Source organism: Streptomyces sp. NPDC002446, assembly GCF_053595675.1.
Genome location: NZ_JBSFYC010000036.1, coordinates 1 through 25,826 on the forward strand (window position 1 = coordinate 1; position 25,826 = coordinate 25,826).

Genomic DNA, 25,826 nt, shown 5'->3' on the forward strand with positions numbered 1-25,826 from the left:
GACGTAAAGCGAAGCAGTCCACACACCAGGCCCCGGAGGACCGTCACCGGCAGCCGAACAGCCCCGCGCAGCGGCAACGCCCGCCGCAGGCGCAATGGCGATTAACCCTTGGGATAAACGGAGTACCCGGCGTGCGAGAGATCCAGGTTTGCGATCTTATGTCCCCTAGGCATGATCGCGAGCTGAGGAGGCCTCATGCAGGGAGCCACGCGCGCGAAGTGGGGCGCGTGCGCCGTCGCGGTCGCCCTCGTGGCCACCGCCTGCGGCGGGGGGAGCGCGGCCCGGGCCGGGGTGGTCAGTGCTTCGTGGGGCGATCCGCAGAATCCCCTGGAGCCGGCCAACACGAACGAGGTCCAGGGCGGCAAGGTCCTGGAGATGCTGTTCCGGGGGCTCAAGCGGTACGACCCGAAGACCGGGGCCGCGGAGAACGTCATCGCGGAGCGGATCGAGACGACGGATTCGCGGCATTTCACGGTGACGCTGAAGCCGGGCTGGTTCTTCAGCAACGGCGAGAAGGTCACCGCCAAGTCGTTCGTGGATGCCTGGAATTACGGGGCGCTGCTGGACAACAAGCAGAAGAACGCGCCCTTCTTCCAGTACATCGAGGGCTTCGACCGGGTGCATCCGGAGCGCGGCGCGCCGACCGCCGGAACCCTGTCGGGGCTGGCGGTGAAGGACGAGAGGACATTCACCGTCACACTCCGTCAGAAGTTCTCCAGCTGGCCGGACACGCTGGGCTACTCGGCCTTCATGCCGCTGCCGCGGGCGTTCTTCACGGACCATGACGCATGGCTGGAGCAGCCCGTCGGGAACGGCCCGTATGTCGTGGACTCGTACGACAAGGGGTCCGTGCTGAGGATGCGGAAATGGGAGAAGTATCCGGGGGACGATCCGGCGCGGAACGCCGGGATCGATCTGCGGGTCTACACGGACAACAACACCGCCTATACCGATCTGCAGGCCGGCAACCTCGACCTGGTCGACGATGTGCCGGCCGCGCAGCTCAAGAGCGTCACCGCCGATCTCGGAAAGCGGTACATCAACCAGCCGGCCGGAATCATCCAGACCATCACCTTCCCCATGTACGACAAGGAATGGGGCGGGCCGGGCAAGGAAAAGGTGCGCCGCGGCCTGTCGATGGCGATCGACCGGGAGCAGATCACCAGGGAGATCTTCCAGCGGACCCGGACGCCCGCGACGGACTGGACCTCGCCGGTGCTGGGAGTGGACGGGGGGTACAAGGCGGGGCTGTGCGGTGAGGTCTGCGCATTCCGTCCGGCGAAGGCCAGGGCGCTGATCAGGGAAGGCGGCGGAATTCCCGGGGGACGGATGACGATCACGTACAACGCGGACACCGGATCGCACAAGGACTGGGTCGATGCGATCTGCAACAGCATCAACACGTCGCTGGGGAACGACAACGCGTGTGTGGGCGCTCCGGTCGGGACGTTCGCCGATTTCCGCAACAAGATCGCGGCGAACAGGATGCCCGGACCGTTCCGGAACGGCTGGCAGATGGACTATCCGCTGATCCAGAACTTTCTGCAGCCGCTGTACTACACCAACTCCTCGGCCAACGACGGAAAGTTCAGTAACGCCGGATTCGACAGGCTGGTGAACGCGGCGAACGCGGCGACGGACGGCAAGGAGGCCGTCGCGAAGTTCCAGGACGCGGAGCGGATCCTCAACCAGCAGATGCCGGCGATTCCGCTGTGGTACCAGAACGGCAGCGGCGGCTATTCGGACCGGATCAGCAATGTGTCGCTGAATCCGTTCAGCGTGCCGGTCTACAACGAGATCAAGGTCAACTGAGCGTGCTGCCCGCGCGGTGAGGGAGGTCGTTGCCTGTGGGACGCTATGTGATCCGGCGGCTGCTCCAGATGGTGCCGGTGTTCATCGGCAGCACGTTCCTGATCTTCTTCATGGTGTACGCGCTGGGTGATCCGGTGGCCGCCATGTTCGGCGACCGGGCGCCGGACCCGGCCACCGCCGCGCAGATCCGCCGCGACCTCTACCTCGACCAGCCGCTGTGGAAACAGTATCTGCACTACATGGGGCAGATCTTCCGGGGAGAATTCGGCACCGCATTCAACGGCCAGTCGGTCACCGAGCTGATGGCTTCGGCCTTTCCCGTCACCCTGCGGCTGACTCTGGTCGCCATTGTGTTCGAGATGGTCATCGGCATCGTGCTGGGCGTGTTCAGCGGGCTGCGGCGGGGCCGGGGCATCGACACCACGGTGCTGGTCCTCTCGCTCGTCGTGGTGTCCATTCCGACGTTTGTGAGCGGATATCTGCTGCAGTTCATTTTCGGGGTGCGGTGGGGATGGGCCGCGCCGTCCGTCGCCCCGGAGGCGCCGCTGGGCGAAATGCTGCTGCCGGGGCTGGTGCTGGCGCTGGTCTCGCTCGCGTACGTCACCCGCCTGACCCGTACCTCGATCGCGGAGAACGCCCGCGCCGACTATGTGCGCACGGCCGTCGCCAAGGGCCTGCCCCGGCACCGCGTCATCACCCGCCATCTGCTGCGCAATTCACTGATCCCGGTGGTCACCTTCATCGGCACGGATATCGGCGCCCTGATGGGCGGCGCGATCGTCACCGAGCGCATCTTCAATATCCACGGCGTCGGATTCCAGCTCTACCAGGGAATTCTGCGGCAGAACTCACCGACCGTCGTCGGCTTTGTGACGATCCTGGTGCTGGTCTTCCTGCTCGCGAATCTCCTCGTCGATCTGCTCTACGCCGTCCTCGACCCGAGGATCCGCTATGCCTGAGTCCTACGTCCCCAAGGAAGCCGTCGGACACGGCGACGGCGCCTCCGCCGCGCTGGCCATCGGCGAGGCGGAGTCGCTGGAGCGGCGGCCGGGCGGCGCACCGCCCGGCGCCGGGCCGCCCGCCGCGGTGCCCCTCGGCAGGCCGCGCAGCCTGTGGAGCGACGCCTGGCACGATCTGCGCCGCAACCCGGTCTTCGTGCTCTCCGCGCTGGTCATCCTCTTCCTGGTGGTCATCGCGATCTGGCCGCAGCTGATCGCCACCGGCAACCCGTACCGCGCCGACCTGGCCAAGGCGCAGCAGGGCTCCCAGCCCGGCCACCCCTTCGGCTTCGACACCCAGGGCCGGGACGTCTACACCCGGGTGGTCTACGGGGCCCGCGCCTCCATCACCGTCGGCGTCTGCGCCACCGCCGGCGCCGCGCTGCTGGGCAGCCTGATGGGCGGACTGGCCGGCTTCTTCGGCGGCTGGTCGGACACCCTGCTCTCCCGGCTCGCCGACATCTTCTTCGGCATCCCGGTGATCCTGGGCGGTCTGGTCTTCCTCTCCGTCGTCCCCGGCACCACGGTCTGGCCGGTGGTCGGCTTCATCGTGCTGCTCGGCTGGCCGCAGGTCTCCCGTATCGCCCGTGGCTCCGTCGTCACCGCCAAGCAGAACGACTACGTCCAGGCCGCCCGCGCGCTGGGCGCCGGCAACGGGCGGCTGCTGCTGCGGCATATCGCGCCGAACGCCGTGGCGCCGGTCATCGTCGTCGCCACCATCGCGCTCGGTACGTACATCGCGCTGGAGGCGACGCTGTCCTATCTGGGCGCGGGCCTGAAGCCGCCCACCGTCTCCTGGGGCATCGACATCTCCACGGCCTCCACCCACATCCGCAGCGCGCCGCACATGCTGCTGTGGCCCGCGGGCGCGCTGAGCGTCACGGTGCTCGCGTTCATCATGCTCGGCGACGCCGTACGCGACGCCCTCGACCCCAAGTTGCGCTGAGGAGGCGGCAGATGACGAACGAACCCGGGCAGCCCGCGGGCGGTGCGGCCGGCGCCCTGCTCGACGTGCGTGACCTGCGGGTGGAGTTCCGTACGAGGGACGGGATCGCCCAGGCCGTCAACGGCGTCAGCTGCACCGTGGCGCGCGGGCAGACGCTGGCGGTGCTCGGTGAGTCCGGCTCCGGGAAGTCGGTCACCGCGCAGGCCGTGATGGGCATCCTGGACTCGCCGCCCGGCTATGTGACCGGCGGCGAGATCCTCTTCGAGGGGCGCGATCTGCTCAAGATGCGCAAGGACGAACGGCGCAGGGTCCGCGGCGCCAGGATGGCGATGATCTTCCAGGACGCGCTGTCCGCGCTGAACCCGGTGCTCAGCGTCGGGGAGCAGCTGGGGGAGATGTTCCGGGTCCATGAGGGGATGTCCCGTAAGGGGGCCCGCGGCCGGGCGGTGGAGCTGATGGAGCGGGTGGGCATTCCCGCGGCCAGGGCACGGGTGGGGGACTATCCGCACCAGTTCTCCGGCGGGATGCGGCAGCGCATCATGATCGCGATGGCGCTGGCCCTCGGCCCCGACCTGATCATCGCGGACGAGCCGACCACGGCGCTGGATGTCACCGTCCAGGCGCAGGTCATGGACCTGCTGGCGGAGCTCCAGCGCGAGCTCACCATGGGGCTGGTCCTGATCACCCATGACCTGGGTGTGGTCGCCGACGTCGCCGACACCATCGCGGTGATGTACGCGGGCCGGATCGTGGAGACCGCGCCCGTCCACCAGCTCTACAAGGCGCCCGCCCACCCCTACACCCGCGGACTGCTGGACTCCATCCCCCGGCTGGACCACAAGGGGCAGCGGCTCTACGCGATCAAGGGCCTGCCGCCCAACCTGACCGCCATCCCGCCGGGCTGCCCCTTCAACCCGCGCTGCCCGCTGGCCCGGGACGTCTGCCGCACGGACCTGCCGCCGCTCTACGAGGCCGGCCCCGGCCGGGCCAGCGCCTGCCACTTCTGGAAGGAGACCCTCGATGGTGCGCGGTGACGGCACGGCCCCGGTGGCGCTCGGCGAACCCCTCCTGGAGGTCCGCGACCTGGTCAAGCACTTCCCCCTGACCCAGGGCGTGCTCTTCAAGAAGCAGATCGGCGCGGTCAAGGCCGTCGACGGGGTCTCCTTCGACCTGTGCAAGGGCGAAACCCTCGGCATCGTCGGCGAATCGGGCTGCGGGAAGTCCACGGTGGCCAAGCTGCTGGTCGGCCTGGAGCGTCCGACGGCGGGTCAGATCCGTTACCGCGGCGAGGACATCACCCGCCTGTCGGGCCGGGCGATGAAGGCCGTACGCCGCAACATCCAGATGGTCTTCCAGGACCCCTACACCTCCCTGAATCCCCGGATGACGGTCGGCGACATCGTCGGCGAGCCGTACGAGATCCACCCCGAGGCGGCCCCCAGGGGAGACCGCCGCCGCAAGGTGCAGGAACTCCTGGACGTGGTGGGGCTCAACCCCGAGTACATCAACCGCTATCCGCACCAGTTCTCCGGCGGCCAGCGCCAGCGCATCGGCATCGCCCGCGGCCTCGCCCTGCGCCCGGAGATCATCGTCGCCGACGAGCCGGTCTCCGCGCTGGACGTCTCCGTCCAGGCCCAAGTGGTCAATCTCCTCGACCAGTTGCAGGCCGACTTCGACCTCTCCTATGTCTTCATCGCCCACGACCTGTCCGTCGTACGGCACATCTCCGACCGCATCGCGGTGATGTACCTGGGCCGGCTCGCCGAGATCGGCACCGAGGAGCAGATCTACGACCACCCCACCCACCCCTACACCCAGGCCCTGCTCTCCGCCGTCCCCGTACCGGACCCCGACGCCCGCGTCCACCGTGACCGCATCCTGCTCACCGGCGACGTCCCCTCACCCGCCGACCCCCCGTCCGGCTGCCCCTTCCGCACCCGCTGCTGGAAGGCCCAGCAGCTGTGCGCCGAGGTCGTGCCGCCGCTGGAGGTGCCCCCCGCCTTCGGCGACACCGAGGGCCCGGCGCGGCACGCCTCGGCCTGCCACTTCGCCGAGGAGCGGCGGGTCGTACCGACGGAGTAGCGCCCGCTCGCCGGATCAGCCGCCGCGGACCGTGCCGCGGACCACGTCGAGGTACTCGCCGATGGCGTTCCGGTTGCGTATCAGGGTCTCGATGCGCCGGGTCATCGCATCGCGCTCGCCCTCCAGCGTGGCGAGCATCTCCGGCGTCGCGTCGGGGAAGTGGATGGCCCGGGGCTTGTCGAGGCAGGGCAGGATCTGCCGGATGATCCGGGTCGGCAGCCCGGCGTCGAGCAGGCCTCTGATCTGCAGGACCCGGTCGGCGCAGGACGCGTCATAGCTGCGGTAGCCGTTGGCGCAGCGCTCGGAGACGATCAGCCCCTGCTCCTCGTAGTAGCGCAACAGCCGCCGCGGCGTCCCCGTACGCTCCGACAGCTCTCCGATCCGCATTCCGCGCCACCCCCTCGTCCGCGCCCTCGCTGACGGACAACACCGGTGCGGCGGGAGGCATTCCCGCCGTGGCGCCACCGGTCGGCAGTGGCGCCGGAAGGGGGCAGGGAAAGTCCTCCAATTTCGGGCATCGATCCCATAGGGGCATTGAGTAAGTAATGAGCGCACACCCGGAAATGCATGTTCAATACGCGTTAAAGCCGGTGGTGAAGAAGATCGACTTCGTGTTGGATGGTCTTGTTGATCGCCCGTCGGAAAACGACGAGCGAGATGCCTCCCATGAAGGTGACCGCTTCAAGGGAATGGGGCAGAGAATGTCAAGGGGAAAATATGAAGCGTAAGTTCGGTATGGCCGTGATCGGCCTGGCGGCGGCCGGCTTGGCGACGTTCGGGACGACGACGGCGTCTGCGGCGCCGGTCCAGGGGTTCAACATCAAGCACGTCGAGACCGGGAAGTGTCTCAAGTACAACGGATTCGACAAGCGCGTGACCGCCGTGAAGTGCAACACCGGTGACCCGAAGCAGAACTGGTCGATGTATCCCGGCAACCAGATCATATCCGCGTTCGCCAATCCGGCGGCGGGCCCCTGCTTGGCGACCAAGAAGTCGAGCCATGGGGCCGTTTATGCAAAGTCCTGCACGGATGATCCGCAGAAGTGGGCCATGACGTGGATGGTGGGTTCGTTCCACGACGGGCAGAAGACTCCTTACGGAAACACCGACGGCTGCTACCTCAAGATTTCGGGCGGCGATGTGGTGTGCACCCCGGGCCACCAGACGCAGAGCAAGTGGTGGATGGCCGACTACAACTAGCCGGAACCCCTCCGCCGATGGGCCTTTCCGGGCCCCGGAGGCGACGGCCGGCGGTGGCCTGACACGCCCGGGCCCGCCTCCTGTGCGGGAGGCGGGCCCGGGCGTGCGGCGGTGATCGCGGACCGTCTAGTCGGCCCGGCCACCGTCCTCAGCCCGGTCCGCTTCCTCGATCGCCGCCAGTGCCGGATCCAGGACGATGTCCTCGCCCCGTGCCGCCGTCGTCGGCTCCTCCGGGAAGTGGCACGCCGTCAGGTGACCGCTTTCGTTGCCGCTGATCTGGATCAGCGGCGGCTCCTGCGTCGCGCACTTGTCCTGCGCCTTCCAGCAGCGCGTGCGGAAGCGGCAGCCGGACGGCGGGTTGACGGGGGAGGGGACGTCACCGGCGAGCCGGATGCGCTCGCGCTCCTCCTCGTCGCCCTCGACCAGCTTGGCCTCCGGCACCGCGGAGAGCAGTGCGTGGGTGTACGGGTGGCGCGGCCGGTTGTAGATCTCGTCGCGGGGGCCCATCTCGACGACCTTGCCGAGGTACATCACCGCGACCCGCTCGCTGAAGTGCCGCACGATCGCCAGGTCGTGGGCGATGAAGAGGAAGGCGATGCCCAGCTCGCGCTGGAGCTGCTGGAGGAGGTTGACGACCTGCGCCTGGATGGAGACGTCCAGGGCCGAGACGGGCTCGTCGGCGACGATCAGCTTCGGCTCCAGGGCCAGGGCCCGGGCCACGCCGATGCGCTGCCGCTGGCCGCCGGAGAACTCGTGCGGGAAGCGGTTGTAGTGCTCCGGGTTCAGGCCCACGGTCTCCAGGAGTTCGCGGATCCGCTTCTCCCGCCCACCGGGCGGGTTGATCCCGTTGATCTCCATCGGGCCGCCGATGATGGTGCCGACCGTCTGCCGCGGGTTGAGCGAGGCATACGGGTCCTGGAAGATCATCTGGATCTCGGAGCGGATCGGCGCCAGTTCCTTGCGGCCGGCGTGGGTGATGTCCTGCCCCGCGTAGGTGATCTTGCCGGAGCTCGGCTCCATGAGCCGGGTGAGCAGCCGTCCGGTGGTGGACTTGCCGCAGCCCGACTCACCGACCAGGCCGAAGCTCTCGCCGGCGTGCACGGTCAGGTCGACGCCGTCGACGGCCTGCACCGCGCCGACCTTCCGCTTGAACGGAAAGCCGCCGTAGATCGGGAAGTGCTTGGTGAGCCCCTCGGCGGTGAGCAGCGGCTCGCCCTGGGCGGGTGCGGCGTCGCGGGGCGAGGGGAGGGTGGCGTTGTCGGTCATGGTGGTCGCTCCCTAGCCCAGCCGGGGCTTGATCTGCTCGGTGAAGAAGGTCTGTTTCTGCTCGGCGCTCAGATGGCACGCGGACGCCCGCCCCGGCTCCAGCGGCGGCCGCTCGTCGGTGCAGCGTGCGCCGCCGACCTCGCCGGTGAAGCCGCACCGCGGGTTGAAGGCGCAGCCGGACGGCGGGTTGAGCAGGCTCGGCGGGCTGCCCGGGATCGGGTGCAGCGCCTCGTTGACGTCCGAGGAGAGCCGCGGCATGGAGCTCAGCAGGCCCCAGGTGTACGGGTGCCGCGGCTCGGTGAGGATCTCCTTGACGGAGCCCCGCTCCACCGCCCGTCCCGCGTACATCACCAGCAGGTCGTCCGCCGTGTTGGCGACGACGCCGAGGTCATGGGTGATCAGGATGATCGCCGAGCCGAACTCCTGCTGGAGGTCCTTGAGCAGGTCGAGGATCTGCGCCTGGACGGTGACGTCGAGGGCCGTGGTCGGCTCGTCGGCGATCAGCAGCTGCGGGTTGCAGACCAGCGCCATGGCGATCATGGCGCGCTGGCGCATACCGCCGGAGAACTGGTGCGGATAGTCGTCCACCCGCAGGTTCGGCTGCGGGATGCCGACCTTGGTCAGCATCTCGATGGCGCGCTGCCGGCCCTCGCGCTTGCTGGCGCCGGTGTGCTTGATGAACGGTTCGGCGATCTGCCGGCCGACGGTGTAGTACGGCGACAGCGCGGTCAGCGCGTCCTGGAAGATCATGGCCATCTTGTTGCCGCGGAGCTTTTCCAGGGTCTTCTCCCTGGCTCCGGTCAGCTTTTCGCCGTCCAGCGTGATGTCGCCCGTGATCTCGGTGGACTTGGGGTTGTGCAGACCCAGGATCGCGAGGTTGGTCACCGACTTGCCGGAGCCCGATTCGCCGACGATGCCGAGCGTCTGCCCGCGTTCCAGGTCGAAGGAGAGGCCGTCGACCGCCTTGACGATGCCGTCCTCGGTGGAGAACCGCACACGCAGGTCACGCACGGAGAGGAAGGGGTCGGACCCGGGCGGCACGGTGGTGCCTTCGGTCTTGGTGAGTGTGGTCACTTCAGGCTCTCCTAGGACAGGCGCACGCGCGGGTCGATGAAGGCGTACGTCGCATCCACGATGATGTTGAACACCAGGATCAGGGCGGCGCTGAAGATCAGCACGCCCATGATCATGGGCAGATCAAGGGTGACGACGGAGTCGATCGCGAGCCGTCCGACGCCGGCCAGCTGGAACGTGAACTCGGTGATCATCGCGCCGCCGAACAGCGAGCTGAGGTCCATGCCGAGGATGGTCACGATGGGAATCAGCGAACCGCGCCAGGCGTAGCGCATGAAGACGTACCGCGCCGGCATGCCCTTCGCCTTGGCCGTACGGACGTGCTCCTCCTGCAGTTGCTCGATCATCGTCGAGCGGGACATACGGGTGTACTGCGCGGTGAAGATCGTCGACATCACCAGCCAGGGGATCAGCAGGCCCATGAACCATCCGGCCGGGTTCGAGCTCAGCTCCACGTACTTGGGGGAGTCCATCAGGCCGCTGTAGACGAACAGACCGAGCGCGATCGGACCGAGGATGTAGATCTGCGCCGAGCTCAGCACCATCGAGATGGAGGTGAGCGTCTTGTCCAGGAACGAACCGCGCTTCCAGGCGGCGAGCAGGCCGGTGCCCAGGCCGACGGTCAGGAAGACCACGGCGCCGCCGAAGGCCAGCGAGGCGGTGGTGGGCAGCCGGTCCAGCAGCGTCGCCCAGACGTCCTGCTTGGTGGCGAAGGAGTAGCCGAAGCAGGGGGCGTCACAGTGGCCGATGGAGTAGTCACGGCCGGCGAAGATGCCGACGAGGAAGTCCCAGTACTGCGTCGGCAGGGGTTTGTCGAGGCCGAGGTTCTGGTGGATCAGCGCGATGTTGTCCGCGGTGCAGTTCTTTCCGCAGGACATCGTCGCCGGGTCACCGGCGCCGAAGAACACGAAGAACGTGAAGGCACTGAGCAGAAGAAGGATGACAACAGCGCCGAACGTCCGGCGAAGTAGGAATTGAAGCATGGCAGTTCGCTGCTCTCAGGACGGCGGCGGCAGTGGGCGTGAGGGGTGGCGGACAAAGGCCCCGGAAGGCGCGCGTTCCGCCGTGTGCGCGCCGTCCGGAGTGCCTTCGTTCAGGTGGTCGCCGAAGCGGCTACCGCTACTTCTTCAGGTACAGCGTGTTCGGGTCGAGGTAGCTGACGTCCAGGTTGTAGCGGACGCCGCCGACGTTCGAGCCGTGCAGCTGGAGCACCTTGGTGTAGAAGACCGGCGCCGCCGGGTTGACCTTCTCCACGATGTACTTGTGCAGCTTCTCCCACTCTGCGGTCGCCTTGTTGACGTCCGTGATCTTCTCGATCCGGTCGACCTCGGAGCTCACGTGCTCGTCCCGGACGTGCGAGTAGTTCGCGGCGCCGTCCTGGATCTGACGGCCGTCGTACGACGGCGGGATGACGGTCGAGGCGTCCGCCCAGTCCTGGCCCCAGCCGGTCATGTAGATGTCGAAGCCGTTGTCGACCTTGCCCATCTGCTCGTACCAGGAGGCCGCCTCGACCTCCTTCTTCTGCACGTCGAAGCCGGCCTTGGTCAGCGCGTCCTCGATGACGACGGCTTCCTTCTGGCGCGCCTCGGTGTTGGAGAAGGCGTAGACGAGCTTCATGCCGACCTTGCCGGCCTCCTTGAGGAGCTTCTTGGCCTTCTCCGGCTCGCCGTTGGGGTGCTTCAGCTTGCCGTAGGGGTCGTAGCCCTTCTTGTAGCCCGCCACGGTCGGGGCGAGCAGACCGCCGGCGACCTCACCGCCGTAACTGCCGCCGTTGACCCGGACGATCTGCTGGCTCGGCATCGCGTAGGTGATCGCGTCGCGGATCTTCTTGTCCTTGAGGCGGTCCATGTTCATGTTCATCTGCCAGACGTAGGGCTGGTAGCCCTGCACCAGGCGCTTGCTCGCGCTGGCGTTGGTCAGCACGTCCTTGGTGAGCGTGGGTTCCACCGAGTTGGTGAAGCTCACCGCGTTCTTGGCCTCACCCTGGTCGGCCATCAGACGCTTGGTGGAGTCCGACGCCTGGTGGTTGAAGGTGATGTTGTAGCCGTCCGGGTAGGCGGTGCGCATCGGGTCCGTCTTCGGGTCCCAGTTCTTGTTGCGCACCAGCTGCATGGACTTGCCGGACTTGAACGACGCGATCTTGTACGGACCCGCGCACACCGGCTTGACGTCGTAGGCGTCCTTGGTGTCCTTGGCGCCTTCCGGCACCACGCTGTAGCCGGGCATCGTCAGCGCGTAGGGCAGCTGCGTCTGCGGCTTCTTGAAGTGGAAGATGACGGTCTTCTCGTCCGGCGTGTCCAGGACGTTCTTGGGCAGGTGGTCGCCCTTGTACGGACCGTCGGGCAGCGCCTTGCGGTAGGTCGTGCCCGCGCCCGAGAGCCAGGTCTGGATGTAGGTCGGACCATCCGTGATGAACTTGGCGTACTGCCGTTCTATCGTGTGCCGGATGTCCTTCGAGGTGATCGGCTTGCCGTCCTCGAACTTGATGCCGTCCTTGAGGGTGAACTTCCAGGTCTTGCCGCCGTCGGACATCTGGCCGGCGTCGGTGGCGAGGTCGCCCACGACCTTGGCGTTGCCCTTGTCGTCCTGCTTCAACGAGGTCAGCCCGCGGAAGATCAGCTGCGACAGTGCCTTCATGTCGCTGACGTACATCTGGCCCGGGTCGAGGTGGTTGTAGCTGTCACGCTGGTACACGCGGATGGTGCCGCCGGAGCGGGCGCCCTTGACGGCGACGGCCGGGCCGGTGGAGTCGGCGGCGGTGCCCAGCGGGATCGCCTTGGCCTGGGCCGCGGCGTCCTCGTCCGTCTGGGCCTTGCCCTTGTTGGAGCCGCTGCCGCCGCTGCAACCGGTGAGCGCGAGTGATCCGGCCGCCAGGGCCACGATCACCGCGCGCGCTCTGCGCGTAGAAAATGCGTTCATGAGTTCCAAGCACCTGCCTGTCGGTTGGGGTCCAGATGTGCTGTCAGGAACAGACGGGTACGGGCCCGGCCGGTGGGGGTGACAGCAAGCCCCCTCAAGTGGACGATCAGCGCCCGGACTTGGGGTCGAAGGCGTCGCGGACCGAGTCTCCGAGCAGGTTGAAGCAGAGCACGAAGATCAGCATGGCCGCGGCGGGGAAGAGCAAGAAGGTGGGGTCGTTCTCGTAGTAGCGAGCGCCCGCCTGGAAGAGGCGGCCCCAGTCGGGTGTCGGCTCGATGATGCCGACGCCGAGGAAGGACAGTCCCGCCTCGGCGGTCACGAAGAGGGGGAGCATGTACGTGCCCTGCACCAGCACCGGCGTGACGACGTTCGGCAGCAGCTCCTTGCGGATGATCCGCCACGGCGAGGCACCGGTGATCTTCGCTGCCTCGACGAACTCCCGTTCACGCAGGGACAGGACCTGACCCCGCAGCAGGCGCGCGAGCCCCATCCACCCCAGGAACCACTGCACGATGATCAGCGCGCAGACCCGTACGTACGTGGGTGTCTCGTCGCCCGGCGGCACGAAGAGCGCCACCACGATGGGGGTGAAGGCCACGAAGGTCAGCTGGCTCGGGAAGGCCAGCAGGAAGTCGATCACCCGGCTCAGGAAGTAGTCGGTCTTGCCGCCGACATAGCCGGCCGTGACACCGATGATGATGCCGGTCAGCACGGTCAGGATGGTCACCACGACGGAGATCCCCAGCGACATCCGCATGCCGTAGATCAGCATCATGAACAGATCGCGGCCGAGCTGCGGTTCGATGCCGAACCAGTGCTCCGGGGAGATGCCGCCGTTGGGACCGGCCGGATAGGCGAACTCGTCGAGCAGATTGGGATCTTCGTTGCCGTAGAGCGTGTACGGGTCCTTGCCGTACAGCGAGCCGATCACCGGTGCCAGTGCCGCGACGACGAAAAAGGCGAGCACGACGATCGCGCACACCACGCCCATGCGATCGCGCTTGAAGCGCGTCCACATCAGCTGGCCGGGTGAACGGCCGGCGAGCTCACCGCTCTTGCCCTTCTTTCCCTTCTTCAGACCTTCAGGGCCAAGTCCCGGGGTATCGGACTTGGTAACCGCGGTCTGGGATGGACTAGTCATCGCGAAGTGCCCCCGCGCCGAGTTCTCTTGGAACGTGAAGCGGCGCCTGGTCGCACCGCTGGATGAGCGGACTTTCGCAAGTGATTTATGGCGGAGTCAAGGGGATCGGGTGTGCTTGCGAACAGGTCGTCTACTTCTTGAGCGAAGATTGCGCAGATCGACGCCAGGGCGTGCTTGACAGGAGGTCCGGATATGCGTCATGGGGGACATATGGCCATCAACCTCTTTAACATGAAGGCAACTTCACTGTCGCAACACCGATATACGGACGCGCCATGATGAACAACGTACGGCCGTGCGGGTGCCGTAGACCGGTCGGGGACGCCAGTCGGCGCCCCGGCCGGTCGCCGTTTTGCACCTGTTTGGCCCACCGTTCCGTACGGGTGTGTTGTCCCGGCGCCGGGACCGGAGTACACCTGCGGTAGACGCCTCGTATACGGGGCGCCGTGGACGACCCTGGTGCATCGACACGGACGGGGGGCGGGCCGTGTCCACAGTGCGGGACCGCGTTCTCACCCGCGGTGCGCGCCGCACCGGCGCGCTGGTCTGCCTGCTGCTCGCGCTGCTCAGCGCGGGCTGGATCCTCCGGGACCTCGCCGTCGCCCGGCACACCGCGGACGTGTGGTGGACCTGGCTCGGAGAGGCCCGCCGGCCACGGGAGTTGACCGCCTGGGCCACCTCGCCGCTCGACCCGCTGCTGGTCCTCGGCGCGCTCACCGCCGCGGCCGCCGCGCTGCGCCCCGCCGTCCCCGCACCCGTGGCCGCCGGCGCGCTGCTCTCCCTCGCGGCCGCCACCGCCCTGCTGCGCCTCCCCCTGACCTGGATGCTGGGCGCCGGCCGGCTGCCGGGGCCGCACGGCCACCTGGCGGCACAGGCACGGGCGAGTGCCCTCGTCCAGCTCGCGCTGGCCCTCGCCCTGTTCGCGGTGGTCGCGGCGCACCGGCGGACGGGCAGGCGGCCGGGCCGCCATACGGGGCGCCCCCGAGGGCTGCCGGAGGTGGCTTCGTCGGCCTACGGAGTCGTCCGTGCGGCGCCCCTCGGCGGCGACCCCGGCCCGCCCGGACGGCCATACCAGGGGCCGGCCGTGACCGCCGCCGCCGTCCTGGGCACCGCGGGTCCTGTCCTCGTCGCCTGGGAGATCCACTGGCGGATGCGGCTGGGCGGGGACGTCTACCGCACGGGGCTGCTCGGTGACGCGTCGGTCTCCCGCGCACTGCTGCAGCCGCCGGTGCACTGGCATGCGGCGGCGCTCGCCCTGCTGGCCATGGCGGCCGCGGCCGCCGCGCTGCGCCGCGCGCCGTGGGCCCGGCCCGCGGCGATCACCGCCGCGGCGCTGCTGGCCGTGCACGGCGCCGCCGCGCTCGCCTTCGCCCTGCACACCGGGGATCTCGGCCGCTTCGCCGCGCTGCCCGCCGGGGCCCGGCTGGAGCTGGCCACCGCCGCCTTCGTGGCGGCCGCCGGGCTGACCGCGCTGATCGCGGCCGCCTGCCCCGGCGTCGCCGCCGCCGGGGACACGGGCGGCGTGCGGGCGTACGGCTCCGCGCCCGGCGAGGCACGGCCCCCGCACGCCCCGCCCCCGCCGTCCACCCTCCCTCCGGGCTGGTGATCAGCCCCGGGCGGGCAGCGCCTCGGGGGCCCCGGCGGCGGACCGCCGTATCAGGAGGTCATCCCCAACGACCGTTTGAGGAAGTCGACCTGGAGCAGCAAGAGGTTTTCGGCCACCTGTTCCTGCGGCGTCATATGGGTCACGCCTGACAGCGGCAGCACCTCGTGCGGGCGGCCGGCCGCCAGCAGCGCCGAGGACAGCCGCAGCGAATGCGCCACCACCACGTTGTCGTCCGCGAGCCCGTGCACGATCAGCATCGGGCGGTGCGGCTCCGCCGCCTGGGCCAGTCCCTCGTCCGTGACCAGCGAGTTCTCCGCGTAGACCGCGGGCTCCTCGTCCGGGTGGCCGAGGTAGCGCTCCTGATAGTGGGTGTCGTACAGCCGCAGATCGGTCACCGGGGCGCCGACCACCGCCGCGTGGAAGACATCGGGTCGGCGCAGCGCGGCGAGCCCGGCGAGATAGCCGCCGAAGGACCAGCCGCGGATGGCCACCCGCCGCATGTCGAGGGGAAAGGATCCGGCCAGCGCCTGGAGGGCGTGGACCTGGTCGTCCAGCGCGATCTCCGCGAGGCGGCGGGAGACCGCCTTCTCCCAGCCGGGGGAGCGGCCCGGGGTGCCCCGGCCGTCCGCCACGATCACCGCGAACCCCTGGTCGGCGAGCCATTGCGAGGTCAGATGGGCGTTGTGCGAGGCGACCACCCGCTGGCCGTGCGGACCGCCGTACGGGTCCATCAGCACCGGCAGCGGACCATCGCCCTCCGCATATCCGCCCGGCAGCAGCACCGCGCACGGAATCTCCCGCTCCCCGGCCAGTACGAGGCGGGGCCGGGCGGTCAGCGCCGGCTCCTCGGCGTACGAACCGATCGTGGCGAGGGTCTTCTCCCCGCCGTCGGGGTCCAGCCGGACCACGTCCACCTGGGTGCCGGGGCGCTCCAGCGACGTCTGGGACAGCACGGTCAGCGCACCGCCGCGCACCGCCGAGGACACCGTCGGATACGGCCGCTCGCCCACCCGCTCCCAGCCGCCCTGGTCCCCGCTGCCGCGGAACCAGGCACGGTAGACGCCGATGTCGTGCATCTCGGTGCCGCTCGCGGAGAACAGGACGTCCTCCTCGCCGATGTCCAGTACGGCCCGCACGTGCAGCGGCGCCCCGGTCAGCGGACGGTCGCCGACGAAGAGCTTGCGTACGCCGCCCTCGTCCGCGATGCGCACCAGCCGGCCGTCCGGGGTCCAGGCCGGCACGCCGGGGAACGGCTCGACCCACACCTCGTCCTCGTCCTCGTGCACCGTGCGGGTCGCGCCGGTCGCGGTGTCGACGGCCAGATAGCGCTGGTCGCGCTGGTCGCGGGCCTGGACCAGCAGCAGCGGCGGACCGGCCGCCGACCAGTGGACGCGCGCCAGATAGGGGTAGCGCACGGTGTCCCAGCTGACGTCGGTGCGCGAGCCGTCCAGACCGAAGAGCGCGAGGGTCACCGCGGCGTTGGCGGTGCCCGCCGCCGGGTAGGCGACCTGGGCGGGCTCGCGGTCCGGATGCGCCGGGTCACAGATCCACCAGCGCCGCACCGGTGCCTCGTCGACCCGCGCGGCCAGCACCGCATCGCTGTCCGGCGACCACCAAAAGCCCCGGTAGCGGCCCATCTCCTCGGCCGCGATGAACTCCGCGAGGCCCCAGGTCACCTCGGGCCCGTCGGGCTCCGCCAGCACCCGGTCCGCCCGCGGGCCGCCGGCCCCGGCCGCGCCGTCGTCCGACGTGGTGGCGCCGTCCACCGCGACCACCCGCAGCCGGCCCTCCGCCACAAAGGCGACATGCCGCCCGTCCGGGGACGGACGGGGGTCCACCACCGGCCCCTGCACCGGGAGTTCGCGGGTCGTCCCGGCCCGCAGCTCGGAGACGAACAGCCGGCCCGAGAGCGGGAACGCCGCCAACTCCACCGCGGAGTCGGCCGCATAGCCGACGATGCCGGCCGAGCCCTCCCGGCTGCGCTCGCGGCGGGCCCGCTCCTGCGGGGGGAGCTGCTCCTCCGCGCCGGCCAGCAGGGCCCGCGGATCGGCGGCGGTGAACTCCCGTCCCTCGTCCAGGTCGAGCACCCACAACTGCTGGCTGCGATCGGTACCCGAGGCGGAGCGGAGGAAGGCGACGCGCCTGCCGTCGGGGGAGATGGTGTAGCCGCGCGGTGCGCCCAGAGTGAAGCGCTGCGTACGGGCGGATTGCCGCGGAAACGAAGGCTGTCCGGTCATGGCCCGAGCCTAGAGCCTGTCCGGCGGATCGGGGCCGGGTCCGCGGTACACGGGCGGCCCGCCGTCGCGGCCGTCCCGGGAAGGCCGGGGCTCACCGTGGTCGCGTCCGTGAAGATCGTGTGCGCCCCCACTCTGCTTCCGTGCTCCGACTTATGCGCTAGGACGGAAAGTTATGATCCCTTGCGCGTAGTGGGTACGGGGTAAAGAGCCCATGGCATACCCCGGTGCGCGGGTTTGCGGACGCGGTCCGCGCACCATCAACTCTGACCGGACCGTGTGTACTTGGAGGTGAGCCGCCGTGGCACTCTCGATTTCGGCGGTGGTGCTGCTGGCGATCATCGTCTTCTTGCTGGTCAAGAAGTCCGGACTGAAGGCCGCGCATGCTTTCGTCTGCATGCTGCTGGGCTTCTATCTGGCCAGCTCGTCCATCGCGCCGACGGTCAAGTCGCTGACGACGAACGTCGCCAGCATGATCGGGGGCATCAAGTTCTGAGCCGTCTTCGGACCGGCCCGCCGCCACCGCGCCCCCAGTCCGTCCGGCCGCACGGCCGGCGAACGGGTCCGCACGGTGGCGGCGGGCCGGTCGGCTCGTAGGGGAGTCGGCTCGTAGGGGACCCGCATGGGCGTCGGCTCGTAGGGGATTCGTGGGGGTCCCGTGCGGATCTCTTCCCGCCGGGGCCGCCGGCGCCGCCGGATTAGGCTGTCCGCATGACCGCCCACCCGCCGCCCCGCAGTGACCTCCCCGCCCGTCGGATCCTGTTCGTGCACGCGCACCCGGACGACGAGTCGATCAACAACGGCGTGACCATGGCCAAGTACGCGGCCGAGGGCGCGCAGGTCACCCTCGTGACCTGCACGCGCGGCGAGGAGGGCGAGGTCATCCCGTCCGAGCTCGCCCATCTGGCGCCGGACCGCGAGGACGCGCTCGGGCCGTTCCGCGAGGGCGAGCTGGCCGCCGCGATGGCGGTCCTGGGCGTCACCGACCACCGCTTCCTCGGCGGGCCGGGCCGCTACCGCGACTCCGGGATGATGGGCGCCCCCCAGAACGAGCGGCCGGACTGCTTCTGGCAGGCCCCGCTCGACGAGGCCGCCGCCGACCTGGTGGCCGTCATCCGCGAGGTCCGCCCGCAGGTTCTGGTCACCTATGACCCGAATGGCGGATACGGGCACCCCGACCACATTCAGGCGCACCGCGTCGCCATGCGCGGCGCGGAGCTCGCCGCGCGGGCGGACTTCCGGCCCGAGCTGGGCGCCGCGTATGCGATCGGGAAGATCTACTGGAACTGCAACCCCCGTTCCGCGGTCGAGGAGGGCTTCGCGCGGCTGCGCGCCGCAGGCCACGGCTTCCGCGGCATCGCCGCCGTCGACGAGGTGCCCGGCGTGGTGGCGGACTCCGAGGTCACCGCGTCGATCGCCGGCGACCCGGCGTACGCGGCCGCGAAGGCCGCCGCGATGCGCGCGCACTACACCCAGATCGCGGTCGACGGGCCGTTCTTCGCGCTCTCCAACGACCTCGGGCAGCCGCTGTTCGGTACGGAGCACTATCGGCTGGTGCGGGGCGCGGCGGGCGCGACCGCCGGCGGGAGCGAGGGTGACCTCTTCGCAGGTATCGGCGAAATGGTGGGTATGGAGGAGAGTGCCCGGATTGAGGAGGCGGCGGAATGAGCGCGGCGAAGAGCGGTGGCGGCGGTAACGCGAAGGACGGCGCGGCCGCCGGCAAGGGGCAGCGGTCGCGGGCGGGTTCGGGCGGTGCGTCCGGCGCCGGGTCCCGGCCGCGGTCCGGCCCGCCCGCGACACCGCCCGCCGGGTCCGCGCCGAACGCGCCGCTGACGCCCGGCCGGATCGGCATATACGTGCTGCTCCTGGTCGCGGGCGTGCTGGTCGCGATCGCCGGAACGCTGGTGCAGGCGGCCTGGTTCCCCGGGGGGCTGGTGCTGGCGCTGGGCGGCGTCGGCGGCCTGTTCTACGGGGGCGCCAGGGCGACCGGCACCCCGGCCGGTGTGCTGGCGCCCGGGGCGGCCTGGCTGGTGACCGTGTTCCTGCTGCTCGGCGAGGTACGGCCGGAAGGTGACTTCCTCTTCAGCCCGGGTGCCGGCTCGTACATCTTCCTGCTGGGCGGCATCCTGGCGGCTGTGATCTGCGCCACCGCCGCGCAGATGCGCGCTACGGGCGTACGGCACAGCCGAGTTGGCGGATGACGTGGTCCATACCGGGACGGATGCCGCGCCGGTCCGGGTGAAGTCCGGGTGAACGGCCCGGGTACGGGGGTACCGCCCACGGCGGCGGTCTTCGTACGCTCCCCGGGTGTCCGCCCGCGGCGGACAGTATGGTGGTGCGCGCCGTCGCGCCGCCCTGGGGGCACCCCCCGGCCACGGGCCGGGGAACATCTCTGACGAGCGGCGGAGCCAACCGGGAGAACCTGCTTTGAGTCGTGAATCTGACAGTTCGTCCTCCGGCCCCCAGGGCCGTGGCGGAGCCGCGTACCCGTCGGGGACGCCGCCGTACGGCTCGCCCAGGGGAGATGCCGACGAGGCGCTGGCACCAGGTGCCGCGGCGCAGCCGGAGGAGCCCAAGACCGAGACCACGCTGACGACGCGGATCAAGATCAACATTCCGGGGTCGCGCCCCATCCCGCCGGTCGTCGTGCGCAAGCCCGTCGGCGAGGACTCCGCCCGGAGCGGACCGGCCTCGTCCGCCGGCTCCCGTGGTGCGCCGCGCACCGCGCGCGGCGGCGAGCGCGCCGCGGAGCGTACGGCGAACACCGCCAGGCCCGACGTCCCCGCGGACGAGACCACCACGGGCGCCGCGTCCGACAAGGCCAGCGACTGGTTCGCGCCGCGCAAGCCGCAGGGCGGGCCGTCCGGTTCGTCCTCGACCACCGGCACCCACGCGGCGCCGGCCGCACCGGGCGGCGCGGTGCCGCCGCGCGCCACGCCCCAGCAGCGCCCCGACCTGCCGTACTTCTCCGACGGTCCGGCCCCGCAGGGCGGCGCGTCACCGTTCGACGGCGGTCCCGGGCCGAGCGGTGGGTCGCCCTTCGACGGCGGTCCGCGCGGCGCCGCCTCGCCGTTCGACGGTGCGGAGCACGGCGGCGGCTCGCCGTTCGACGGCGCGGGGCGCGGTGACGGACCGGCGTTCGATCCGCCGGCCGGACTCGCGCGCGACCACAGCCCGTTCGAGGCCCCGGCGGGCCCCAGCGGCCCGACGACCGGGCCGGCCCGCGGCACCTCCGCGCTCAACCTCCCGCCCGGCTTCAGCGACCCGCTGGCCAACGCCGGCTCCGCACCCCGGATCGGTGACGACACCGCGGAGCTCACTCCGCAGCCGCCCGCGCCGCTCACCGGACCGGGCAGCGGCGTCGGCGCCGGCGGGGGCATCTCGGGCGGACTGCCCGGCGGGCAGAGCGCCGCGGTGCCCGGCGGCCCGAAGGGCAAGCGCGGTGCGAAGGGCGCCCCTCCGGGCGGCCCCGCAGGCCGTGACCGGGTGTCCGGCGACACGCTGGTCAGCGGCATCCCGGCGGTCCCCGGGGCCGACGGACCGTCCGCCCCGTCGCCGTTCGCGGCCACCCCGGCCGGCGACGCCGCCCCGAAGCCGCGGCCCAAGATCCCCGAGCCGATCAACCCGCCCAAGAAGGGCCGCAACAAGCTCGTCCTCGCGGGTGTCGCGGTCGTGGTCCTGGCCGGTGTCGCCTACGGCGCGGGCCTGCTGCTCGACCACGCCGACGTGCCCAACGGCACCACCGCGCTGGGCGTCGACATCGGCGGCACCAGCAAGGAGGAGGCCGTCAAGAAGCTGGAGGCGGCGCTCAAGCAGAGCCGTAACGCGCCGCTCAAGCTCACCGTCGACGGCAAGGCCGTCACCCTCCAGCCGGCCAGGGCGGGCCTGGACATCGACCCGCAGGCGACGGTCCGCAACGCGGCCGGGCGGGACTACAACCCGGTCTCCGTCATCGGCTCGCTGTTCGGCGGCACCCGCACCGCCAAGCCGGCGATGATCGTCGACGACGAGAAGCTGCAGGTCGCGCTGGAGAACGCCGCCGGACCCGGGGGCGCCGCCCAGGACGGCGGGATCACCTTCGAGAACGGCAAGGCGGTGCCGCACTACGGCGTGCCGCACAAGGCGATCGACGTCAAGGCGTCCAAGGACAAGATCGCCGACGCCTATCGGGACCGCATCACGACCGGCAACGACACGCCGGTGGTGCTCGCCGCGAGCACCCAGCAGCCGAGGGTCAGCAAGGCCGCGGTGGACAAGGCGATGAAGCAGTACGCCGAGCCCGCGATGTCCGGACTGGTGACGGTCCGCACGGACCCGGGGCACACGGTCTCCTTCAGCCCGCAGAAGTCCATCCCGAAGTTCCTGTCCTTCAAGATCGGCAGCAATGGCGAGCTGGTGCCGTACTACGACCGGCAGGCCCTCAAGGCGCTCTACGGCGACACCTTCAACGGCGTACTGCTGACCAAGGGCGACGGTTCCAAGAAGCCGGTCGCGGTCGAGGAGGTGGCCAGCGCGGTCGGCAAGGCGCTGCAGGGCACCACCCCGGCCGAGCGGATCCAGACCATCGGGGCGGACGGCGGCTGACCTTCCAACCGCCCGGAACCGCAGGTGAACGGGCCCCGAGGGGGTCTTCTCGGCACGCTCCGAGAAGACCCCCGCGGGGCCTCACCCATGACAGATGTCATGGCGGAGTGCGGATATCCGACACTGCCGGGCGGCGGGCGGATCCCGGAAGCTGAAGAGCATGACGACCACAGCGACCACCACAGCCACCACCGCTCGGGAGGCGGGCGGCCGGGCACCCGTGGTCAGCTTCCGTCAGGTCAGCAAGAGTTACGGCGCGGTGCGCGCGGTGGCCGACCTGAACCTGGAGCTGTATCCGGGAGAGACCGTCGCCCTCCTCGGCCCGAACGGCGCCGGCAAGTCCTCGACCCTCGACCTGCTCCTCGGGCTGCGCACCGCCGACTCCGGCAGCGTGACCCTGTTCGGCACGACCCCGCAGCGCGCCATACAGCAGGGCCGGGCCGGCGCGATGCTGCAAAGCGGCGGCCTGATGGAGGGCGTCAAGGTCAAGGAGCTGGTCCGGCTGGCCCGCGATCTGCATCCGCGCGGCTACCCCCTCGACCAGATCATGACCGCCGCCGGCATCACGGACATCGCCGACCGCATGGTCGACAAGCTCTCCGGAGGCCAGGAGCAGCGGGTGCGCTTCGCCCTGGCCACCGCCGGCGCCCATGACCTGATCGTGCTGGACGAGCCGACCACCGGTATGGACGTCTCGGCCCGGCAGAGCTTCTGGGGGGCGATGCGCCGGCAGGCCCGCCAGGGCCGTACGGTCCTCTTCGCGACGCACTACCTCGAAGAGGCCGACGAAGTCGCCGACCGGGTGATCGTGCTGCACCGCGGCCGGGTGCTGGCCGACGGGAGCGCCGCCGAGATCAAGGCCAGGGCCGGCATCCGCCGGATCAGCTTCGAGCTCGACGCCCCGGTCGACCATGACGCCCTGTCCGGCCTGCCGGCCCTGACCTCGCTGGCCGTGTCCGAGAGCGGCCCGGCCGCGGGCTCCGGCCGCCGGACGGTCCGCATCCAGTCCCAGGACGCCGACGCCACCGTCCACGCCGTGTACGCCCTCGGCCTTCGCCCGCGGCATCTGGAGGTCTCCGGCCTCGGCCTGGAGCAGGCCTTCCTCGCCCTCACCACGGCGTCCGATGCCACCGATGCCACCGATGCCACCGCCGGGGAGGCGGCCCGATGACCACTCTGATCAAGCTGGAGATCGTCCGCGCGCTGCGCAACAAGAAGTTCATGTTCTTCTCGGTGATCTATCCGCCGGTGCTGTATCTGATCATCGCCGGTGGCGCGGACAGCCGGCCGATCCCCGGCATGAAGCTGGACATGGGGCTCTACTACATGGTCTCCATGGCCGCGTTCGGCGCCATGACCGCCGTGCTGCTGGGCAACAGCGAGCGCATCGCCAAGGAGCGCGAGAAGGGCTGGGTGCGGCAGCTGCGGCTGACGGCCCTGCCGGGGCGCGGCTATGTCGCGGCCAAGATGGCCGCCGCCGCGACGGTCAGCCTGCCCTCGATCCTGCTGGTCATGAGCGTCGCCGCGGCCGTCAAGGGCGTCCGGCTCGACGCCTGGCAGTGGATCGCCATCGCCGCGGGCACCTGGCTCGGCAGTTTCGTCTTCGCCGCGCTGGGCGTCGCCCTCGGCTATCTGGCCACCGGTGACGCGGTCCGCCCGATATCCATGCTCGTCTACTTCGGCCTGGCGTTCCTCGGCGGCCTGTGGATGCCGCTGACGATCCTGCCGCAGTGGGTGCAGAACATCGCCGAGTGGCTGCCGACCCATGCCTACGCGGCGCTCGGCACGGCGGTCGAGGGTGGCGGCGCCCCGCATGTGAAGGACATGGTGATACTCGCCGTGTATCTGGTGGTCTTCGCCGCCGGAGCGGCCTGGCTCTACCGAAAGGACAACCGCACGGCATGAGCAGTCCGGAGACCGAGTGCAACCCGGTGATGATCGGGACGGCGCCGCGCAACCGCCGTCAGGCGGCGGTGAAGTCCCTGTGGATCGTGATCTGGTTCCTGTATCTGGCCGGACCGGTCGGACAGCTGCTGGACGGCGGCCTGTCCGCACGGGCCGAGGTCCTGGGCTGGCTGGGCCTGATCACCTTCGTCGGCACCTACTTCGTACTCGTCTTCCGGCACATGATCCACCTCTCGACCAGCGGCGTGCTGGTGCGGGCGACGGTGGTGTTCCTCGTGGTGCTGGCCGTCGCCCTGTCGGTGACGCTGGGCCCCAACTGGCTGGTGCTGTTCACCTTCACGTGCGTCGCCTCCGCCGTGACGCTGTCCTTCAAGGAGTCCCGCTGGATCATCCCGGCGCTGACCGCCGTGCTGATCGCCATCGGCATGCGCTACGCGGACGTGCGGATATATCTCTTCGCCTACGCCCTGCCGTGTCTGCTCAGCGGCTTCGCCATGGTCGGCGTGCAGTATCTGATCCGTACGACCGCGGAGCTGCGCGCCGCCCGCCAGGAGGTGGCCCGCCTCGCCGCCAACGAGGAGCGGCTGCGCCTCTCCCGCGATCTGCACGACCTCCTCGGCCACTCCCTCTCGCTGATCACGCTCAAGAGCGAGCTGGCCGGGCGGATGCTGCCCGACCGGCCGGCGGACGCCGCCCAGCAGGTCGCCGACATCGAGCGGGTCAGCAGACAGGCGCTGGTCGACGTCCGGGAGGCGGTCACCGGCTACCGCCGCCCCCGGCTCGTCGTCGAGCTGGCCGGGGCGCGCGCCGCGCTGCGCACCGCCGGGGTCGCGGTCACCGTCGACCCGGCGCTGGAGGGCGAGCACCGCTTGCTCGCGCCCGACGAGGAGGGCGCGCTGGCCTGGGCGCTGCGCGAGGCCGTCACCAACGTCGTACGGCACAGCGGCGCCCGCCGCTGCGAGCTGCTGCTCACCGAGGAGTGGGAGGCCGACGAACGCCGCAGTCTGTGCCTGACCGTGCTCGACGACGGTGCCGGCCCGCCCCGCGCCCAGCAGGACGGCAACGGCCTCAGCGGCCTGCGGGAACGCCTCGCCCTGGCCGACGGCCGCCTGGAGACCGGCCCCGCCCCCCGCGGCCGCGGCTTCGCCCTGCGCGCCTGCGTACCGCTGACCCCCGCCCCCGCCGGCGCGCCGGAGGCCACCGCGTACACCCCCTCCGGGCCCGGGACCGGCCCGCGGGCCGCCTCCCCGGACGCCCCCGCCCGCGAGGGCTCGGCGTAGGCACACCCGGCACCGGGGCCGGTGCCGTACGTCCGAGGGCCCGTCCGGCGGGTCAGGGGCGGGGTCCTAAGCTGGCGGGCATGATCAGGTTGCTGCTGGCCGAGGACCAGTCGATGGTCCGGGAGGCGCTGGCCGCGCTGCTGTCGCTGGAAGGGGACCTGGAGGTCGTCGCGCAGGCGGCCCGCGGGGACGAGGTGCTCCCGGCGGCGCGGGCACAGGACGTCGATGTCGCGCTGCTGGACATCGAGATGCCCGGCATCAGCGGGCTGGACGCGGCGGCCGCGCTGCGCGCCGAGCTGCCCGGCGTGAAGATCGTCATCCTCACGACCTTCGGCCGGCCCGGCTATCTGCGCCGCGCCATGGAGGCCGGCGCCGACGCCTTCCTGGTCAAGGACGCCCCGGCGGCCCGGCTCGCGGACGCGGTACGGCGGGTGCTCGGCGGTGAGCGGGTCATCGACCCGGTGCTGGCCGCGGCCGCGCTCGCCGACGGCGCCAGCCCGCTGACCGAACGCGAGCGGCAGGTGCTGCGGACGGCCGCCGACGGCTCCACCAACGCCGAGATCGCCCGCGCCCTGCATCTGTCCCAGGGCACGGTCCGCAACTACCTCTCCACCGCCATCCAGAAGACCGGCGCCCGCAACCGCGCCGAGGCGTTCCGCACGGCCCGCGACAAGGGCTGGCTGTAGCGGCCCCGGGAGCGGCGCCGGGGGCAGCCCCGGCCACCGGCCGCCGCCCCGGTCGTCCACGGGACCTTCGCCCCTGTGCGGTGTCCGGCGGCG

The 25,826-nt window shown here is 70.6% G+C and carries 23 protein-coding genes; 16 read left to right on the plus strand and 7 right to left on the minus strand.

Annotated elements, in window-relative coordinates:
* Positions 1–195: 195 nt before the first annotated feature.
* The 5 genes from ACWD6P_RS20950 to ACWD6P_RS20970 are packed head-to-tail and all read left to right on the plus strand — an operon-like array spanning position 196 to position 5,838.
* Positions 196–1,812 (plus strand): peptide ABC transporter substrate-binding protein, encoded by a 1,617-nt coding sequence (locus ACWD6P_RS20950; protein WP_451445632.1) that lies wholly within the window; start codon positions 196–198, stop codon positions 1,810–1,812.
* A gap of 35 nt (positions 1,813–1,847) precedes the next feature.
* On the plus strand, positions 1,848–2,771 hold the full coding sequence (locus ACWD6P_RS20955; RefSeq protein ID WP_451445633.1) for an ABC transporter permease: 924 nt from the start codon (positions 1,848–1,850) through the stop codon (positions 2,769–2,771).
* On the plus strand, positions 2,764–3,756 hold the full coding sequence (locus ACWD6P_RS20960; protein ID WP_451445634.1) for an ABC transporter permease: 993 nt from the start codon (positions 2,764–2,766) through the stop codon (positions 3,754–3,756). Before ACWD6P_RS20955 ends, ACWD6P_RS20960 begins: the two co-directional genes overlap by 8 nt.
* A gap of 11 nt (positions 3,757–3,767) precedes the next feature.
* A complete protein-coding gene (locus ACWD6P_RS20965; protein ID WP_451445635.1) occupies positions 3,768–4,790 on the plus strand; it encodes an ABC transporter ATP-binding protein in 1,023 nt (340 codons plus the stop codon).
* Positions 4,777–5,838 (plus strand): ABC transporter ATP-binding protein, encoded by a 1,062-nt coding sequence (locus tag ACWD6P_RS20970; RefSeq protein ID WP_451445636.1) that lies wholly within the window; start codon positions 4,777–4,779, stop codon positions 5,836–5,838. Before ACWD6P_RS20965 ends, ACWD6P_RS20970 begins: the two co-directional genes overlap by 14 nt.
* 15 nt (positions 5,839–5,853) lie before the next feature.
* Here the strand turns inward: ACWD6P_RS20970 and ACWD6P_RS20975 are convergent, their stop codons facing one another.
* Positions 5,854–6,225, minus strand: a complete 372-nt coding sequence (locus ACWD6P_RS20975) for a MerR family transcriptional regulator (protein ID WP_451445637.1) — start codon at positions 6,223–6,225, stop codon at positions 5,854–5,856.
* Between the two features lie 158 nt (positions 6,226–6,383).
* Between ACWD6P_RS20975 and ACWD6P_RS20980 the strand changes: the two genes are divergently transcribed.
* Complete coding sequence (locus tag ACWD6P_RS20980) at positions 6,384–6,566, plus strand: hypothetical protein (protein WP_451445638.1); 183 nt, start codon at positions 6,384–6,386, stop codon at positions 6,564–6,566.
* Positions 6,556–7,038: a ricin-type beta-trefoil lectin domain protein gene (locus tag ACWD6P_RS20985; RefSeq protein ID WP_451445639.1), complete on the plus strand. Its 483-nt coding sequence runs from the start codon at positions 6,556–6,558 to the stop codon at positions 7,036–7,038. The genes ACWD6P_RS20980 and ACWD6P_RS20985 overlap by 11 nt, the downstream gene beginning before the upstream one ends.
* A gap of 126 nt (positions 7,039–7,164) precedes the next feature.
* Here ACWD6P_RS20985 and ACWD6P_RS20990 read toward each other — a convergent pair whose 3' ends face one another.
* The 5 genes from ACWD6P_RS20990 to ACWD6P_RS21010 form a co-directional block, all read right to left on the minus strand.
* Positions 7,165–8,304, minus strand: a complete 1,140-nt coding sequence (locus tag ACWD6P_RS20990; RefSeq protein ID WP_451445640.1) for an ABC transporter ATP-binding protein — start codon at positions 8,302–8,304, stop codon at positions 7,165–7,167.
* Between the two features lie 12 nt (positions 8,305–8,316).
* Complete coding sequence (locus tag ACWD6P_RS20995; protein ID WP_451445641.1) at positions 8,317–9,378, minus strand: ABC transporter ATP-binding protein; 1,062 nt, start codon at positions 9,376–9,378, stop codon at positions 8,317–8,319.
* 11 nt (positions 9,379–9,389) lie between these two features.
* Positions 9,390–10,361 (minus strand): ABC transporter permease, encoded by a 972-nt coding sequence (locus ACWD6P_RS21000; RefSeq protein WP_451445642.1) that lies wholly within the window; start codon positions 10,359–10,361, stop codon positions 9,390–9,392.
* Between the two features lie 136 nt (positions 10,362–10,497).
* Positions 10,498–12,297 carry an ABC transporter substrate-binding protein gene (locus tag ACWD6P_RS21005; RefSeq protein ID WP_451445643.1) on the minus strand — a complete coding sequence of 600 codons (1,800 nt, stop codon included), beginning with the start codon at positions 12,295–12,297 and terminating at the stop codon, positions 10,498–10,500.
* A 106-nt stretch (positions 12,298–12,403) separates the two neighbouring features.
* Entirely contained in the window at positions 12,404–13,438 is a 1,035-nt protein-coding gene (locus ACWD6P_RS21010; protein WP_451445644.1) for an ABC transporter permease, read from the minus strand.
* 487 nt (positions 13,439–13,925) lie between these two features.
* Between ACWD6P_RS21010 and ACWD6P_RS21015 the strand changes: the two genes are divergently transcribed.
* Complete coding sequence (locus ACWD6P_RS21015; protein ID WP_451445645.1) at positions 13,926–15,044, plus strand: hypothetical protein; 1,119 nt, start codon at positions 13,926–13,928, stop codon at positions 15,042–15,044.
* A 50-nt stretch (positions 15,045–15,094) separates the two neighbouring features.
* Here ACWD6P_RS21015 and ACWD6P_RS21020 read toward each other — a convergent pair whose 3' ends face one another.
* Positions 15,095–17,281: a prolyl oligopeptidase family serine peptidase gene (locus ACWD6P_RS21020; RefSeq protein WP_451445646.1), complete on the minus strand. Its 2,187-nt coding sequence runs from the start codon at positions 17,279–17,281 to the stop codon at positions 15,095–15,097.
* 298 nt (positions 17,282–17,579) lie between these two features.
* Between ACWD6P_RS21020 and ACWD6P_RS21025 the strand changes: the two genes are divergently transcribed.
* From ACWD6P_RS21025 to ACWD6P_RS21060, 8 genes are all read left to right on the plus strand, one after another.
* Entirely contained in the window at positions 17,580–17,774 is a 195-nt protein-coding gene (locus ACWD6P_RS21025; RefSeq protein WP_451445647.1) for a hypothetical protein, read from the plus strand.
* A 215-nt stretch (positions 17,775–17,989) separates the two neighbouring features.
* A complete protein-coding gene (gene mshB, locus ACWD6P_RS21030) occupies positions 17,990–18,946 on the plus strand; it encodes an N-acetyl-1-D-myo-inositol-2-amino-2-deoxy-alpha-D-glucopyranoside deacetylase (RefSeq protein WP_451445648.1) in 957 nt (318 codons plus the stop codon).
* Positions 18,943–19,479, plus strand: a complete 537-nt coding sequence (locus ACWD6P_RS21035; RefSeq protein WP_451445649.1) for a DUF6113 family protein — start codon at positions 18,943–18,945, stop codon at positions 19,477–19,479. Before mshB ends, ACWD6P_RS21035 begins: the two co-directional genes overlap by 4 nt.
* Before the next feature lie 226 nt (positions 19,480–19,705).
* A complete protein-coding gene (locus ACWD6P_RS21040; protein WP_451445650.1) occupies positions 19,706–21,862 on the plus strand; it encodes a hypothetical protein in 2,157 nt (718 codons plus the stop codon).
* Positions 21,863–22,022: 160 nt separating this feature from the next.
* The gene (locus ACWD6P_RS21045; RefSeq protein WP_451445651.1) at positions 22,023–23,033 is read left to right on the plus strand and encodes an ABC transporter ATP-binding protein; all 1,011 of its coding nucleotides are present in this window, start codon (positions 22,023–22,025) and stop codon (positions 23,031–23,033) included.
* Positions 23,030–23,767, plus strand: coding sequence for an ABC transporter permease (locus ACWD6P_RS21050; protein WP_451445652.1), 738 nt, complete (start codon positions 23,030–23,032; stop codon positions 23,765–23,767). Before ACWD6P_RS21045 ends, ACWD6P_RS21050 begins: the two co-directional genes overlap by 4 nt.
* On the plus strand, positions 23,764–25,047 hold the full coding sequence (locus ACWD6P_RS21055; RefSeq protein WP_451445653.1) for a sensor histidine kinase: 1,284 nt from the start codon (positions 23,764–23,766) through the stop codon (positions 25,045–25,047). The genes ACWD6P_RS21050 and ACWD6P_RS21055 overlap by 4 nt, the downstream gene beginning before the upstream one ends.
* Before the next feature lie 80 nt (positions 25,048–25,127).
* Positions 25,128–25,733 (plus strand): response regulator, encoded by a 606-nt coding sequence (locus tag ACWD6P_RS21060; protein WP_451445654.1) that lies wholly within the window; start codon positions 25,128–25,130, stop codon positions 25,731–25,733.
* Positions 25,734–25,826: the final 93 nt, after the last annotated feature.

What these genes read in the sequence shown, in the direction of transcription:
- ACWD6P_RS20990 (WP_451445640.1), bottom strand. Translation starts at nt 8,304, where the DNA reads ATGACCGACAACGCCACCCTCCCCTCGCCCCGCGACGCCGCACCCGCC.
- ACWD6P_RS20965 (WP_451445635.1), top strand. Translation starts at nt 3,768, where the DNA reads ATGACGAACGAACCCGGGCAGCCCGCGGGCGGTGCGGCCGGCGCCCTG.
- mshB (WP_451445648.1), top strand. Translation starts at nt 17,990, where the DNA reads ATGACCGCCCACCCGCCGCCCCGCAGTGACCTCCCCGCCCGTCGGATC.
- ACWD6P_RS20985 (WP_451445639.1), top strand. Translation starts at nt 6,556, where the DNA reads ATGAAGCGTAAGTTCGGTATGGCCGTGATCGGCCTGGCGGCGGCCGGC.
- ACWD6P_RS21005 (WP_451445643.1), bottom strand. Translation starts at nt 12,297, where the DNA reads ATGAACGCATTTTCTACGCGCAGAGCGCGCGCGGTGATCGTGGCCCTG.
- ACWD6P_RS20980 (WP_451445638.1), top strand. Translation starts at nt 6,384, where the DNA reads ATGAGCGCACACCCGGAAATGCATGTTCAATACGCGTTAAAGCCGGTG.
- ACWD6P_RS20975 (WP_451445637.1), bottom strand. Translation starts at nt 6,225, where the DNA reads ATGCGGATCGGAGAGCTGTCGGAGCGTACGGGGACGCCGCGGCGGCTG.
- ACWD6P_RS21010 (WP_451445644.1), bottom strand. Translation starts at nt 13,438, where the DNA reads ATGACTAGTCCATCCCAGACCGCGGTTACCAAGTCCGATACCCCGGGA.
- ACWD6P_RS20950 (WP_451445632.1), top strand. Translation starts at nt 196, where the DNA reads ATGCAGGGAGCCACGCGCGCGAAGTGGGGCGCGTGCGCCGTCGCGGTC.
- ACWD6P_RS21035 (WP_451445649.1), top strand. Translation starts at nt 18,943, where the DNA reads ATGAGCGCGGCGAAGAGCGGTGGCGGCGGTAACGCGAAGGACGGCGCG.
- ACWD6P_RS21020 (WP_451445646.1), bottom strand. Translation starts at nt 17,281, where the DNA reads ATGACCGGACAGCCTTCGTTTCCGCGGCAATCCGCCCGTACGCAGCGC.
- ACWD6P_RS20960 (WP_451445634.1), top strand. Translation starts at nt 2,764, where the DNA reads ATGCCTGAGTCCTACGTCCCCAAGGAAGCCGTCGGACACGGCGACGGC.
- ACWD6P_RS21000 (WP_451445642.1), bottom strand. Translation starts at nt 10,361, where the DNA reads ATGCTTCAATTCCTACTTCGCCGGACGTTCGGCGCTGTTGTCATCCTT.
- ACWD6P_RS21050 (WP_451445652.1), top strand. Translation starts at nt 23,030, where the DNA reads ATGACCACTCTGATCAAGCTGGAGATCGTCCGCGCGCTGCGCAACAAG.
- ACWD6P_RS21055 (WP_451445653.1), top strand. Translation starts at nt 23,764, where the DNA reads ATGAGCAGTCCGGAGACCGAGTGCAACCCGGTGATGATCGGGACGGCG.
- ACWD6P_RS20970 (WP_451445636.1), top strand. Translation starts at nt 4,777, where the DNA reads ATGGTGCGCGGTGACGGCACGGCCCCGGTGGCGCTCGGCGAACCCCTC.
- ACWD6P_RS21060 (WP_451445654.1), top strand. Translation starts at nt 25,128, where the DNA reads ATGATCAGGTTGCTGCTGGCCGAGGACCAGTCGATGGTCCGGGAGGCG.
- ACWD6P_RS21045 (WP_451445651.1), top strand. Translation starts at nt 22,023, where the DNA reads ATGACGACCACAGCGACCACCACAGCCACCACCGCTCGGGAGGCGGGC.